This is a genomic window from Streptomyces auratus, from assembly GCF_050433025.1.
GTDB classification, from domain to species: Bacteria; Actinomycetota; Actinomycetes; order Streptomycetales; family Streptomycetaceae; genus Streptomyces; species Streptomyces sioyaensis.
The window spans coordinates 530,120-542,818 of the sequence record NZ_JBNGCB010000001.1; the positions used below are offsets into that span (position 1 = coordinate 530,120).

Annotated in this window: 12 protein-coding genes and 1 pseudogene; 6 read left to right on the forward strand and 7 right to left on the reverse strand. The window is 70.0% G+C overall.

Annotation, left to right across the window (positions count from 1 at the left end):
- Nucleotides 1-34: 34 nt before the first annotated feature.
- Nucleotides 35-940: an MBL fold metallo-hydrolase gene (locus BKA18_RS02255; protein ID WP_366047779.1), complete on the forward strand. Its 906-nt coding sequence runs from the start codon at nucleotides 35-37 to the stop codon at nucleotides 938-940.
- A 32-nt stretch (nucleotides 941-972) separates the two neighbouring features.
- Nucleotides 973-2,574, forward strand: coding sequence for a carboxylesterase/lipase family protein (locus BKA18_RS02260; protein WP_366047803.1), 1,602 nt, complete (start codon nucleotides 973-975; stop codon nucleotides 2,572-2,574).
- A 47-nt stretch (nucleotides 2,575-2,621) separates the two neighbouring features.
- Here the strand turns inward: BKA18_RS02260 and BKA18_RS02265 are convergent, their stop codons facing one another.
- From BKA18_RS02265 to BKA18_RS02280, 4 genes are all read right to left on the reverse strand, one after another.
- Nucleotides 2,622-4,034, reverse strand: coding sequence for an alpha/beta hydrolase family protein (locus BKA18_RS02265; protein WP_366047778.1), 1,413 nt, complete (start codon nucleotides 4,032-4,034; stop codon nucleotides 2,622-2,624).
- Between the two features lie 122 nt (nucleotides 4,035-4,156).
- Nucleotides 4,157-4,630 (reverse strand): carboxymuconolactone decarboxylase family protein, encoded by a 474-nt coding sequence (locus tag BKA18_RS02270; RefSeq protein ID WP_366047777.1) that lies wholly within the window; start codon nucleotides 4,628-4,630, stop codon nucleotides 4,157-4,159.
- A gap of 120 nt (nucleotides 4,631-4,750) precedes the next feature.
- Nucleotides 4,751-5,401: a TMEM175 family protein gene (locus BKA18_RS02275; RefSeq protein ID WP_366047776.1), complete on the reverse strand. Its 651-nt coding sequence runs from the start codon at nucleotides 5,399-5,401 to the stop codon at nucleotides 4,751-4,753.
- A gap of 128 nt (nucleotides 5,402-5,529) precedes the next feature.
- Nucleotides 5,530-5,940 (reverse strand): RidA family protein, encoded by a 411-nt coding sequence (locus tag BKA18_RS02280; RefSeq protein ID WP_366047775.1) that lies wholly within the window; start codon nucleotides 5,938-5,940, stop codon nucleotides 5,530-5,532.
- 89 nt (nucleotides 5,941-6,029) lie between these two features.
- On the opposite strand from BKA18_RS02280, the gene BKA18_RS02285 reads away from it, so the two are divergent.
- From BKA18_RS02285 to BKA18_RS02295, 3 genes are all read left to right on the forward strand, one after another.
- Complete coding sequence (locus BKA18_RS02285; RefSeq protein ID WP_366047774.1) at nucleotides 6,030-7,064, forward strand: LysR family transcriptional regulator; 1,035 nt, start codon at nucleotides 6,030-6,032, stop codon at nucleotides 7,062-7,064.
- Between the two features lie 176 nt (nucleotides 7,065-7,240).
- Nucleotides 7,241-9,175, forward strand: a complete 1,935-nt coding sequence (locus tag BKA18_RS02290; protein ID WP_366047773.1) for a collagenase — start codon at nucleotides 7,241-7,243, stop codon at nucleotides 9,173-9,175.
- Nucleotides 9,176-9,300: 125 nt separating this feature from the next.
- Entirely contained in the window at nucleotides 9,301-9,525 is a 225-nt protein-coding gene (locus tag BKA18_RS02295; RefSeq protein ID WP_366047804.1) for a hypothetical protein, read from the forward strand.
- Here the strand turns inward: BKA18_RS02295 and BKA18_RS02300 are convergent.
- From BKA18_RS02300 to BKA18_RS02310, 3 genes and pseudogenes are all read right to left on the reverse strand, one after another.
- Nucleotides 9,448-9,750, reverse strand: a pseudogene (locus tag BKA18_RS02300) (alpha/beta fold hydrolase); the annotation flags it as partial. The gene BKA18_RS02295 and the pseudogene BKA18_RS02300 sit on opposite strands and share 78 nt — an antisense overlap.
- A 47-nt stretch (nucleotides 9,751-9,797) precedes the next feature.
- The gene (locus BKA18_RS02305; RefSeq protein ID WP_366047772.1) at nucleotides 9,798-10,952 is read right to left on the reverse strand and encodes an RNA polymerase sigma factor; all 1,155 of its coding nucleotides are present in this window, start codon (nucleotides 10,950-10,952) and stop codon (nucleotides 9,798-9,800) included.
- Entirely contained in the window at nucleotides 10,949-11,368 is a 420-nt protein-coding gene (locus BKA18_RS02310) for a YciI family protein (protein ID WP_366047771.1), read from the reverse strand. Before BKA18_RS02310 ends, BKA18_RS02305 begins: the two co-directional genes overlap by 4 nt.
- A gap of 355 nt (nucleotides 11,369-11,723) precedes the next feature.
- Between BKA18_RS02310 and BKA18_RS02315 the strand changes: the two genes are divergently transcribed.
- Nucleotides 11,724-12,593: a universal stress protein gene (locus tag BKA18_RS02315; protein WP_366047770.1), complete on the forward strand. Its 870-nt coding sequence runs from the start codon at nucleotides 11,724-11,726 to the stop codon at nucleotides 12,591-12,593.
- The last annotated feature ends 106 nt before the right edge of the window (nucleotides 12,594-12,699 follow it).

Sequence of the window (12,699 nt, forward strand, 5' to 3'; positions counted from 1 at the left end):
GCTTTTGCCACCGCCCCGCCCGTGAGGAAAGTTCATGAATTCGATCACCCTTGGAGACGTCTCGGTGCTGCGGACGGTGGAGTACGAGGGCACGACCCGGCCCCCGGAGGAGATGTTCGGCGACCTCCCGGGCGAGGTCTGGAACGCCCACCGGCCCTGGCTCGCCCCCGACTTCTGGGACCTGCGGACGGGACTGCTGAGGTCGTGCGTGCAGACCTGGGTGCTGCGCAGCGCCGGCCGGACGATCCTGATCGACACCGGGGTGGGCGACGCCAAGGAACGCCCCGCCATGCCGGCCTTCCATCAGCTGCACACGGGATACCTCGCGCGCCTCGCGGCCGCCGGGGTACGGCCGGAGGATGTCGACGTCGTGGTCAACACGCACCTCCATGCCGACCACGTCGGCTGGAACACCCGCCTGGTGGACGGGGAGTGGGTGCCGACCTTCCCGAATGCCCAGTACCTCTTCCCGCGGGCCGATTACGACTTCTGGAATCCGGCCCACCACCACACCCGCCGCATGGAAGCAGCCAACCGCAATGTCTTCGAGGACAGCGTCGAGCCGGTCGTCCGCGCCGGGTTGGCGACACTGTGGGAGGACTCGTACGTCATCGACGAGAACCTGACCCTGGCCCCGGCGCCCGGCCACACCCCGGGCTCCTGTGTCGTGCTCCTCTCCTCCGGCCAGGACCGGGCCGTCTTCGTGGGAGACCTGCTGCACAATCCCGTGCAGGTGGTGGAGCCCGACTGCAACAGCTGCTTCTGCGAGGACCCCGCCGGGGCCCGCGACTCGCGGCACCGGGTCCTCGGCGAGGCGGCCGACGCGGGGCGCATCGTCTTCCCGGCCCATCTGCGCGGTGAGCGGCCGGGGATGCGGGTCGAACGGTCCGGCAGCCGGTTCGCCATCCGCTCCTGGGCGTCGCTTGCGGCCACGGCATGACCGGCGCCCGCCGCGGTGGCGACCATCCGGACATCACACGCGGGAGTGCCGCGCAATCGCGCGACGCACGGCCCGGTCCCGTCGTCCGTACAACGGGCGGCCGGGTGCGTGGCCTGCACAAAGACGGCGTGCAGGTATTCCACGGAATCCCGTATGCCGCCGCACCCGTCGGTGCGGCCCGCTTCGCGGCCCCGTCCCCCGCCCCCGCCTGGCACGGTGTCCGGGACGCCACCCGGCCCGGCCCCACCGCACCGGCCCCGGTCCGCCAGGGATTCGGCGGCATGGACCTCAGCCCGGTCACCGGCCCACCACCGATACCGGGCGACGCCTACCTCACCGTCACCGTGACCACACCGGACCCGGGCGCGGGCCAACTGCCCGTGCTGGTCTTCGTGCACGGCGGCGGTTTCCTCTCCGGCACCGGCCAGGCAGCCCTCTACGACGGAGGATCGTTCGCGCGCGACGGAGTGGTCCTCGTCACCCTCAACTACCGCCTGGGCATTGCGGGTTGGCTCTCCCTGCCCGGCGCTCCCGACAACCGTGGCCTGCTCGACGTGATCGCCGCGCTGCGCTGGGTGGCCGACAACGCCGCGGCCTTCGGGGGCGACCCGCACCGGGTGACGGTGGCGGGCCAGTCCGCCGGCGCGATGATCGTGGCCGCTCTCCTGGCCGCTCCCCCGGCCGCCGGGCTCTTCCGCCGGGCCATCAGTCAGAGCGGCAACGGCCTGTGCGCCGTACCGGCCGAGCACAGCCTCGCGATCACCCGCCAGGTGTGCGGGACACTCGGACTGCCGCCCCGCGCCGAGGCGTTCCACGGTGTGGACGACGCTCGTCTGACCGCCGTCCTGCAAGAAATTCCGCCCGCCGGTCCTGCCCTCTCCGGCCACCTCGACCCGTCCCTGGGCAACAGCCCCTTCAAGCCCGTGATGGACGGCGTCCTGCTGGAACGTCAGCCCGCAGTTGCCCTTCGCGCGGCGGGCCGTGGCGGCACGGGCCCGGTGTCGGCACGCGAACTCCTGATCGGCACCAACGCGGACGAGGCCGCTCTCTACACCGTCCCCGGCGGCGCGATCGGCTCGATGACCCCCCGCACACTGGCCGCCATCGCGGCACGGCGCTCCGCCCGGCCGGAAGCGCTGCTGGCCCACTACCGCGCCCGGCTCCCCGATGCCGGGCCGGGCGAGTGGGCGACCCGTCTGATGACCGATCTGTACCTCGCCGGCAGCCGCGCACTCGCGACCGCCCACAGCACACTCCCGGGCACCCGGACCTTCGCCTACGCCTTCGCCTGGCGGTCCACCGCATTCGACGGCCGGCTCGGTGCCTGCCACTGCGTCGAGCTGCCCTTCGTCTTCGACCGCACGGACCTCCCCGCGCTGTACGGCGCACATGCCCTCCTCGGCCCCGGTCTGCCGGATCGCGGTATCGCGGACCTGGCCGCCCGCACGCACGCCGCCTGGGTCGCCTTCGCCACCCACGGCGACCCCGGCTGGCAGCCCTACGACACCGACCAGCAGGCCACCATGCACCTCGACCACACCTGGCACCTGCATCACGGCACCCCGCAGGCTCGGCCACCACAGCAGGACCGGCATGACCTGGTGCCGCATCAGAGAACCTTTGAGCCGTCGTGACGTGACGCGCTGTTCGGGCTCATGGGTCGCTGAGACCGCCGCGGAAGTCAGCTGCCTGACAGCTTCTCCTGCAGCCAGTCGAAAACGACCTCGCAGTGCTGCTGTGGGGCCATCGGGGAGCAGTGCAGTTGCGCACCGGTGGCCGCGGTGAGCTTCACGTAGTCCTTGGGAGCCGTGAGTTTGGCGTACATCTGGCGTGGCTGCCCCGGATAGAACTGCTCGTCGTCATAGTCGAGGACCAGCGTGGGCATCTTGATGCGGCCCACGACATCCGTGATGTCCAGCGAGGTGATGAGGGTGGCGGGGGTGTAGAAGTCGGTGAACATCTTGCCCTCGCGGGCCGCGAGCATCGCCGGCACGGAGAAGGGCTCGATGCGCTTCATCATCGTGGCGGCCGCGGACGGCGGCAGCTCGGGGACGACCTCCTTGTTCCAGATGGTGTTGGTCTTCTCCTTGTCCGGGGTGAGGATCTGCCGGATCTCCGGAGGAAAGCCGAGCCAGGGCGAGAGCACGCCGGGCATCGCCACCAGAGCGGCGATCCGGGTCTCGAAGGCCGCGGCCCGGGGGGCCAGATTCCCGCCCATGCTCAGCCCGGTCAGGGCGATCTTCCTGCTGTCCACGTCCGAGCGGGCGGACAGCCAGTCGACGAGCGGGGTGACGACGCTCTCCCAGCGTGGCGTGAAGACCACCTGGTCGACGAAGAGCAGCTGGCCCTGGCCGGGCCCGTCGTACACCAGGGCGTTCCAGCCGCGCTGCAGAGCGGCCTGGACGCCATAGGTCCACATGTCGACGTTCTGCCCGTCGCTGCCGTTCGTGAGGATCACGGTGGGGCGCCGCTCGCGGGAGTCGTCCGGACGGAAGAACCACACGGGCAGCGGGGTCTTCCCGTACGGGATGTGGGCCGTCACCGGTGCCGGGTCGCACAGCCCGCAGAACGTGTCCCAGGCGTCCCGCCCTGCCTTGTACAGCTGCTCCTCGCTGCCGGGGGTGTCGGAGCCGAGGACGAAGAACAGCCCCTGGCCGTAGTACTGCGCCGCCCGCAGCGCACGGAACCGTGTGGTCTGCGTTCCGGGCTTGCCGCTCCGGGGCGGCTCCCTCAGCTCGTCACCGAGTCTCTTGAAGGTCTCCGTGTACGTCTGCGCGGAGAGGCCGGCCTTGTTGATGGTGTTCACGGCGGTGAGTACTTCGCCCACCTCAGCGGCGCCGTAACCGGCCGAGCCGAGCGCGAGGAGCCCGTTGAAGTTGAAACCGGGGTCCTTGAAGAGCGTCATCACGCCGGGCGTGGGACCGCTCACGGGTCCGGACGCCCATGCCGTGCGCGTGGGGGTGGGATCCGCCGCGGACGAGGCGCCCGACGCGGTGCACCCGGCAGTCAGCACGGCCCCCGCCCCACCGATGAGCCCGGCCATCGTGGTGCGGCGGGTGGGGCCGGATGCGGGAGCGCCCGAGGCGTGGGTCATACCAAGTGAACGTACGAGCCACGCCCCTGGGCACCTCGCTCCGACACCCGCCGTTCCCCCGAACGGCACTTCACTCCTTGCCCGGCTGCGTCGTACGGAGCCGGGTGGGCGGGCGCAACGAGTTATCCGAACTGGCCCGGCTGGTAGTCGCCTGCGGGCTGCTGGACGATGACGTTCGCGCGGTTGAAGGCGTTGATGATGGCGATGAGGGACACCAGGGCGGCGAGCTGCTCCTCGTCGTAGTGCTTGGCGGCGTTCGCCCAGGCCTCGTCCGTGACGCCACCGGCCGCGTCGGCAAGGCGGGTGCCCTGCTCCGTCAGCTCCAGCGCCGCGCGCTCGGCCTCGGTGTAGACCGTGGCTTCCCGCCACGCCGCGACCAGGTTGAGGCGCAGCGACGTCTCACCGGCGGCAGTCGCGTCCTTGGTGTGCATGTCGAGGCAGCCGCCGCAGCCATTGATCTGACTCGCGCGGATCTTCACCAGCTCCTGCGTCGCGGCCGGCAGCGACGAGTCGACGAGCACCTGATTCGCCGCGATGATGTGCTTCCAGAGCTTGCCTGCGAGCGGGCTCTCGAACAGGTTCAAACGGGCACCCATGGTGAACTCCTCCATCGTTGTCGATGCCTACACCGAGAGGACGACACCCCTCGGCACGATGTGACATGAACGAACGTGACCTGGGTCTCCCTGAACAACACACCTAGGGGGCGGACACCCCTAGCCACTGAACCGCCGTGCGGTCGCACGCAAACGCCTGCCCCGCTTGCCGATCACCACCCGGACCGGGATCAGCACCGCCCACCACAGCATCGCGCCCGTCGGTGAGACGAAGGCGAGCGGTACGGCGACGACGAAGACCAGCACCGTCGACGCAAGGTCGGCCACGTCGTTGCGCACGATGGGGTCGGGCAGTGGCGCACTCCCCAGCCATGGGCGCTTCCACAGCACCACCGTCAGCGCGAGCTGCGTGGCCCCCATGGCCGCGACCGCGCCGGAGTAGATGGCCACGGACTGCGGCAGGTCCGCGTACTCGGCCAGCAGGGTGGTGGGGAACGGCATCAGGGCGACCAGCCCCAGGCCCAGCAGCACGAGCCTGATGACCGTCCCGTCCACGTCCCGCACGGACTGGAAGAGCTGGTAATGGCCCCGCCAGAAGGCCGCGATGACCAGCACGCTGAGGGCGTACGCCCACACTTTGGGCAGCACATTGCTCAGCGCCCGCGCGAAACCGTCGGCGTCCAGCCCGTCGGGCAGCGCGATGTCCAGCGCCAGCAGCGTCATCGCGATGGCGAACACCCCGTCGGACAACGCGAGGAGTCGAGCTGCACTCCCCTCGTCGTCCCGCACTCTCCGGCCACCGTTCACCACGCCACTCTAGGATCACCTGCCCCGGAATAGTCTGATTGGCCCGTTGCACGTGTTGAGCCGCCAGGCGTGCCTGCACGGCCTGCGGGCTCCAACCCTGAGCGGCTGCTGAGTGGCTAGGGGGTGTCCCCCTAGGAATCAAGGACCGCGGCGACGGCTTCGATCTCCACGAGCTGGTCGGAGTAGCCGAGCACGGTGACGCCCATCAAGGTGCTGGGGACATCGTGATCGCCGAAGGAGTCGCGGACCACCTGCCACGCGGTCACAAGGTCTTCCCGCCTGGTGGAGGCGACGAGCACCCTCGTATGGATGACGTCCTGCAGCGACGCGCCGGCGGCGTCGAGTGCGGCTCGCAGGTTCTCGACGGCCTTCGCCGCTTGGCCCGCGTAGTCCCCGATCGCTGCCGTGGAACCGTCCTCGTTGAGCGGACAGGCACCGGCGAGGAAAATGAGCCGAGATTCGGCGGGCGCCGTGGCTGCGTAGGCATACTCAGCGACGTCGGACAGGGAATCGGAGCGAATCAAAGTGATGGCACGGGCCACGGTCGTTTCGGTCCCTTCTCGTCGTCATGAAGCTCAGCCATCCTGTCAGGCCGCCCAGGAGCACGACCACCTCCCGGAGGAGTGGGCACATGGAGCTTGAGCTTCGGCATCTGAGGGTGCTGTGTGCAATCGCCGACGCCGGGAGTGTGGGACGGGCCGCATCGGAGCTGGGCTACTCGCAGCCGGCGATGAGCACCCAACTCCGGCGCATCGAGCGCCACTTCGGGAAGGCGTTGTTCGAGCGGAAGATATCGGGGGTCGAGCTGACGCAGTACGGCGTAGGGGTCCTGGCGCAGGCCCGTGACGTCCTGGCCCGCGCGGATGCCATAGGGCGCGGTCCGGCCGAGAGTGTTTCGCGCACGCGCCGGCCCCTCCGTCTGGCCGCGACCAATTCTCCGGTCCTGTCCGGCATGGTCGTCCGGCTCCGCAGCCGACTGCCTGACCTCGCGCTCACGGTGAGCAGTGTGTATCCGTCCTCGGAGATCGTCCAACTCCTGGAGGACGGCGAGGTGGATGCCGCGATCGCCGCCGACTATCCCGGGCTGGAGCTATGGCACTCGGCCGCCGTCGCGCACCGCGGGATCGTCACCGAGCCGTCCTTCGTCGCCCTGCCGTCGAATCACCGGCTCAAACACTGCCTGGAGATCGGGCTCGCGGATCTGGCCGACGATGCATGGTTCGTCACCCCGGACGACGGGGCGGGCTGGCCGGGGGTGTTCTACGCGGCCTGCGAGTCGGCCGGTTTCACCCCGGCGGCGGTGCACGAATTCCTCGGCGACCAACTCCAGTTGCAGAACATGATCGCAGAGGGTCTCGGGGTCTCCATCGTGCAGGCCACGCTTCGTCCGGTCCCCGGCGTCCTCATCAAACCGCTGACCGGCACACCGCTGTGGTGCCGTTACGTCCTGGCCTGGCGGCGTGCGAGCCTCGCGGACGAGATCGCGGATACGCTCGCCGGCTGCGCCACCGCGGCGTACCGCGCGCTCATCGCGCAGTCGCCGCACCTGCGGAGGTGGGCCTCGCGGACCTGGAGTGTGACCGGTCCGCAGGTCGCGGTCCGGCCCGACCGGCCGTTGCGGCACCGCCCGGGTTCGGCCAACGGCGAGGAAACGCCGGGGCGTTGAGCCCTCGCGCGCAGAATGCGCCCGTGAAGTCGACGCCTCGTGGGACGTTATGTCGGGTCAGCCCAATGTGCTATGTCACACCTCATTGTCGGCGGGTGAGGTGCGCTGAGATGGTGCCGCACACGCCTCATACGGTTTCCCGAGGCGCATCTGTTTCCCCCCACGAAGGAGCAGGGATGCGCTACCGCTTCACCTGGCCCAGATGTGTGGTCGACAGCCTGGCCGTCTGCACGACGATCGCCTGCCTGGCGACGCCCGCGGCGGCCACGCCCCACGCGATGGCCGTCGCCAAAGCCGTGCCCGTACCCCCCACCACCTCTCACCCCGCACCGCCGCCCGTCGGCCCGACCGTCAGCACAGGCGAACGGCCGGATGTGCAAGGTCGGCCACTCTCCCCCACCCAACTCCCCCCGCTCCGCGCGAAGAAGCCCCCAACTTCTCCGACCGCGGCGACGAAACCGAAGTCCCCGAAGAAGGCCGAGTGCAGCCCTGGTGACTTCGGAAGCCGGACCGGACCCGAGCTGGTCAAGGCCGTCCAGGCCGCGACCGTGGAGTGCGTGAACACCCTCTTCTCGATCACCGGCACGGATGCCCATGACGTGTTCCGCGAGGAGCAGATGGTCACCATAGCCGGGGCCTTCAAGGACGCGGCGGGGGCGTACTCCGGCGACAACTCGAAGAACACGTTGCAGCTCGTGATGTTCCTGCGGGCCGGCTACTACGTGCAGGACAACCACCCTGACGACGTCGGCGACTACGGTCAGAACCTGGCGACGCCCATGGAGGGCGCCCTGGACGCCTTCTTCGCCAACCCCAGCTCCAAGAAGGTCACCGCGGAGAACGGCGACGTCCTCAGCGAGGTCATGACCCTCTCCGACAGCTCCAACGAGCAGGGCCGCTATCTGAAGGTCTACAAGGAGGTGCTGAGCGGGTACAACAGCTCCTACAACGACATCCCCAGCATGCTGGCGGCCGTCAACAACGTCTACACCCCGCTCTGGCGCGGAAACTGGAACCCGGAGTACGTGAAGGCGGTGACGGCCGACCCGAGCATCATCGACACGCTCGACAAGTTCGCGCATGACCACCTGGACATGCTGGGCAGCGAGAACTCGTACCTGGATTCCAACGCCGGGATGAACGTGGCGCGTTACGTCGAGCACCAGGCTCTCCAGGAGAAGGTCCGGCCGCTGATGAAGGGCCTGCTGGACGCCTCGAAGATCACCGGCAAGACCGCACCGATGTGGGTCACGGTCGCCGCCCAGGCCGACTCCTACGACAAGGGCAAGTGCTCGTACTACGGCGTCTGCGACCTGGCCGAGCAGCTCACCAAGGCGGCCCTCCCGGTCAGCCACAACTGCGACGAGAAGCACGTCATCAAGGCGCAGAAGCTGACCGACGCCGAACTCGGTGCCGCCTGCGACAGCATCCTGAAGCAGGACGCCTACTTCCACGACAAGGTGAAGGACAACGGCCCGATTCCGGACCAGTACCTGTCGACCATCCAGCTCTCCGTGTTCGGCAGTCGCAGCGACTACCAGACCTACGCCGGGGCGATCTACGGCGTGGACACGAACAACGGCGGCATCACCATGATCGGGGACCCGACCAAGCCCGACAACAAGCCGATGTCCATCATGTACCAGAGGGACGACGACAACGGCTTCCCGGCCCGGATCTGGAACCTCAACCACGAGTACACGCACTACCTCGACGCCCGAGACGACATGAAGGGCGACTTCACCCAGCAGACATCGGTCGCGGACGTCTGGTGGATCGAGGGGCTCGGCGAGTACATCTCGTACGGCTACCGCAAGATCACCGACGACGAGGCGGTCAGCGAGGCCGGCAAGCACACCTACAAGCTGAGCACGCTGTTCCAGACCACCTACGAGAACAGCAACACCACCCGCACCTACCCGTGGGGCTACCTCGCGGTCCGCTACATGTTCGAGAAGCACCCGGAGGACATCACCACCATGCTCGGCCACTTCCGGACGGGCGACTACCAGGGCGGCTACGCCGTCTACCACAACATCGGTACGAACTACGACGCCGACTTCGACGCCTGGCTCACCGCGTGCGCGGCCGGCGCCTGCAAGGCCCAGTGACGTACGGAGTACCGCACCGCACAAGGCATGAAGCACACGGAATGAAACACCGAGCATGAGGCATGAGGCTCCTGACGCAATCCGTTCGGCGGCGGCCGGGCGGCCCTGTCAGGAGCCTCATGCCCATGGCGCGTCAGGACTTGGTCAGCCGCACCACGTCCCCGGAGCCACCGCCCGACCGGACGTCGATCCGCGCCCCGGTGGTGGGGTCGGTGAAGCTCTGGCCGGGTGCGTACGCCGCCAGGTCGAAGGCGGTGCAGCCGGCCGGCGTCCCGGGAGAGGTAGGTGAGCGTGAGGAAGCCGCCGTAGCTCTGGCCGAGCGTCTCCCACGGCGTGGCGTCACCACATAATTGACGGTGTATCAGCTCCGCATCGGCGACGATCGAGTCGGCGCAGAAGTGACCGAGATACGCGGCGAGCTGCTCCGGAGAGGCGGAGCGGGCGGCCGTCCGCGCGGTGACCGGGGTGGAGCGACCGGTGCCCCGCTGGTCGAGCAGGAGTACCCGGTGGGTCGTGAGCGCCTGGGCCAGCCATCCGGGCGAACCGGCCGACGGGCGAGGCGACTTACCGCCCGGAGGCGGCGGCCGTCCTCCGCGCCACCAGCACGCCCACATGGCACCCGTCAGCGGCCCCGGCGGGCGTTGAGCCGGGCGGCCTGGCGCGTCAGGTGATCGCGCTCGGCGAGGTTGGGTGCCTTCTGGGCCGCCTCGGCATAAAGCCGGGCCGCGGCCGCCAGGTCGCCGTCGCGCTCGTGGAGGTACGCCGCCACTGCGGCGTGGCGGGGCAGGGAGTCGTTCAGCGCGGCGAGCGCCGCCAGGCCGGCGCGCGGTCCGTCGGCCTCGCCGACGGCCACTGCGCGGTTGAGCCGGACGACCGGACTGTCGGTCAGGCGCGCGAGCTCGTCGTACCACTCGACGATCTGCACCCAGTCGGTCTCCTCGGCGGTGGGCGCGTCGGCGTGGAGGGCTGCGATGGCGGCCTGGGCCTGGAACTCGCCCAGCCGGTCGCGGGCGAGGGCCGCCTGCAGGATCTCCACGCCCTCGGCGATCAACTCGGTGTCCCACCGGCCACGGTCCTGTTCGGCGAGCGGCACCAGGCTGCCGTCGGGCGCGGTCCGGGCGGCGCGCCGGGCGTGGTGGAGCAGCATGAGGGCGAGCAGCCCGGCCACTTCGGGGTGGTCGATGGCGGCCGCGAGCTGCCGGGTGAGCCGGACGGCCTCGGCGGCGAGGTCGACGTCGCCGGCGTAGCCCTCGTTGAAGACCAGGTAGAGGACGCGCAACACGGTGGCGACGTCGCCGGGTTGGTCGAAGCGCACATCACAGACGGTGCGCTTGGCCCGGCTGATGCGCTGCGCCATGGTCGCCTCGGGCACCAGGTAGGCCTGCGCGATCTGGCGGGTCGTCAGCCCGCCGACGGCGCGCAGCGTGAGCGCGACCGCGGATGACGGCGTCAGCGACGGGTGGGCGCACAGGAAGTAGAGCTGGAGCGTGTCGTCCACCGCGGGCGCGGGCCCGGGCGCCGGCTCCTCGTCGACGAGGTCCTCACGCCGGCGCCGGGCGGCGTCCGACCGGGTCGCGTCGAGGAACCGGCGCCAGGCCACGGTGACCAGCCAGCCCTTCGGGTCCCGCGGAGGGTCGGCCGGCCAGACGCGGACCGCCTCGACCAGCGCGTCCTGCACGGCGTCCTCGGCCGCCGCGAAGTCGGCTCCGCGGCGGACGAGGATGGCGAGCACGCTCGGCGTGAGGCTTCGCAGCAGAGCCTCGTCGCTCCAGGTCACTTGAAGGTGCAATCCGTTACGGTGGGTGACGCGGCCAGGAACGGGCGCACCTCCAGCCACTCGTGGATCGGCTTCCCGCCCGCCCCGGGGGCGGCCGACAGTTCCCCGGCCAGCTCGACGGCGCGCTCGTAGGTGTCGACGTCGATCACCATCCAGCCGGCGACGAGGTCCTTGGTCTCGGCGAACGGGCCGTCGGTGACCGGCGGGCGCCCCTCACCGTCGTACCGGACCCACGTGCCCTCGGGGGCGAGCGCCTGACCGTCGACGAACTCGCCGGTCTTCTCCAGCCGGGCCGCGAAGTCGTTCATGTACTGCACGTGCGCCGAGATCTCCTCCGGCGTCCACCGGTCCATGGGCACGTCGTTCACCGCAGCCGGGGCGCCGCGGTAGTGCTTGAGCAGCAGGTACTTTGCCATCGTGGTTCTCCTCGGTGCTGGTGCGACCCATTGTGGTCGCGTTCATAGCAGGGACGGAGCCGGCCACGGGTTCTCGACATCGGCGTCCGAAAATTTTTGACTTTCCCGCGGCGGGGGCCTTCAGGGCCTGTCCGATGGGTCAGGGCCGGTCGGCCCCCCTCCGGGCCTGCCGGTGGCCCGATGGGGCCGAGTGGCTCATGCCGTACGGCGGCCGCTCCGAGCACCCTGGAGATGCGGGCAGTGCGCCGGCCGCCACGGCGAACGGAGCCGGAGAGGGGCGTCTCGGTCGCCGAGGGCCTGACGCCGGCCAGGATGCCCTACCTGCCGCATCCGTCGGAGGAGGCTGGAGCGCGTCATGACGAACCTCATCACGGTCGGTCTGGACGGCACCCCGCAGTCGCTCTCCGCGGCCGTGTGGGCCGCGCGGGAGGCGACGCTGCGCAAGGGCCGGCTGCGGCTGCTGCACGCCTGGGTCCTGCTCGCTCTGGAGCCGGACGGCACTCCGTCCGAGAAGGCGGAGCAGAACTACTGGCCGCGCCGCATCGTCGAGGACGCACAGGCGGCGGTGCGGTCGGCCTGCCCGGATCTCCCCGTGGACGTGAGTCTGGTGCGCAAGGACCCGTTCGAGGCCCTGACCGATGCCGTCGAGGAATCGGATCTGCTCGTGCTGGGCTCGCGCGGGCTGGGGGCCGCGGCGCGCTTCACCCTGGGGGAAACCGCCCTGGAGCTGGTGACCCACACCGAGACCCCGACGGTTCTGGTGCGCGCCCAGCAGGACGCGCCCGCCGACGGCGCGATGGGCAAGGTGACCGTTGGTGTCGGTCTGCATGCCGCCTGCGAAGAGATGCTCACGTTCGCCTTCGAAACCGCGGCACGGCGGGCGATCCCGCTGCATGCCGTGCACGGCAGGCACCTGCCCTCGTACGCCTACAACCGCGGTGGCGGTGTGGAGCGGAGCGCCGCGGAAGATGCGGTGCGCGATGCGCAGGGCGAGCTGGCCGCCTCGTTGCGTCCATGGCGGGAGAAGTTCCCGGCCGTTGCGGTGGACGAGGAGGTGGTGATGGAGAATCCGGTGTCCGCCCTCCTGCACCGCAGTGCGCACGCGGACCTCCTGGTCGTCGGCCGTCGGCACCGGGGGCGGGTGCTGCCCCCTCGCATCGGCCACGTCGTACAGGCAGCCGTCCACCATGCCCCGTGTCCCGTGGCGATCGTCCCGCACTCATGAATCCGGGCGGCAATGCGCCGTCCTCACCGACGGGTTCATGCCTGAGCGGCGTCCCGGCACCACGTCGCCACTCGACGAAGGGATGACGAGGGAGGACGAAGGGATC

What these genes read in the sequence shown, in the direction of transcription:
- BKA18_RS02295 (WP_366047804.1), top strand. Translation starts at nt 9,301, where the DNA reads ATGGCGCGTCAGGACTTGGTCAGCCGCACCACGTCCCCGGAGCCACCG.
- BKA18_RS02310 (WP_366047771.1), bottom strand. Translation starts at nt 11,368, where the DNA reads ATGGCAAAGTACCTGCTGCTCAAGCACTACCGCGGCGCCCCGGCTGCG.
- BKA18_RS02270 (WP_366047777.1), bottom strand. Translation starts at nt 4,630, where the DNA reads ATGGGTGCCCGTTTGAACCTGTTCGAGAGCCCGCTCGCAGGCAAGCTC.
- BKA18_RS02255 (WP_366047779.1), top strand. Translation starts at nt 35, where the DNA reads ATGAATTCGATCACCCTTGGAGACGTCTCGGTGCTGCGGACGGTGGAG.
- BKA18_RS02265 (WP_366047778.1), bottom strand. Translation starts at nt 4,034, where the DNA reads ATGACCCACGCCTCGGGCGCTCCCGCATCCGGCCCCACCCGCCGCACC.
- BKA18_RS02315 (WP_366047770.1), top strand. Translation starts at nt 11,724, where the DNA reads ATGACGAACCTCATCACGGTCGGTCTGGACGGCACCCCGCAGTCGCTC.
- BKA18_RS02285 (WP_366047774.1), top strand. Translation starts at nt 6,030, where the DNA reads ATGGAGCTTGAGCTTCGGCATCTGAGGGTGCTGTGTGCAATCGCCGAC.
- BKA18_RS02290 (WP_366047773.1), top strand. Translation starts at nt 7,241, where the DNA reads ATGCGCTACCGCTTCACCTGGCCCAGATGTGTGGTCGACAGCCTGGCC.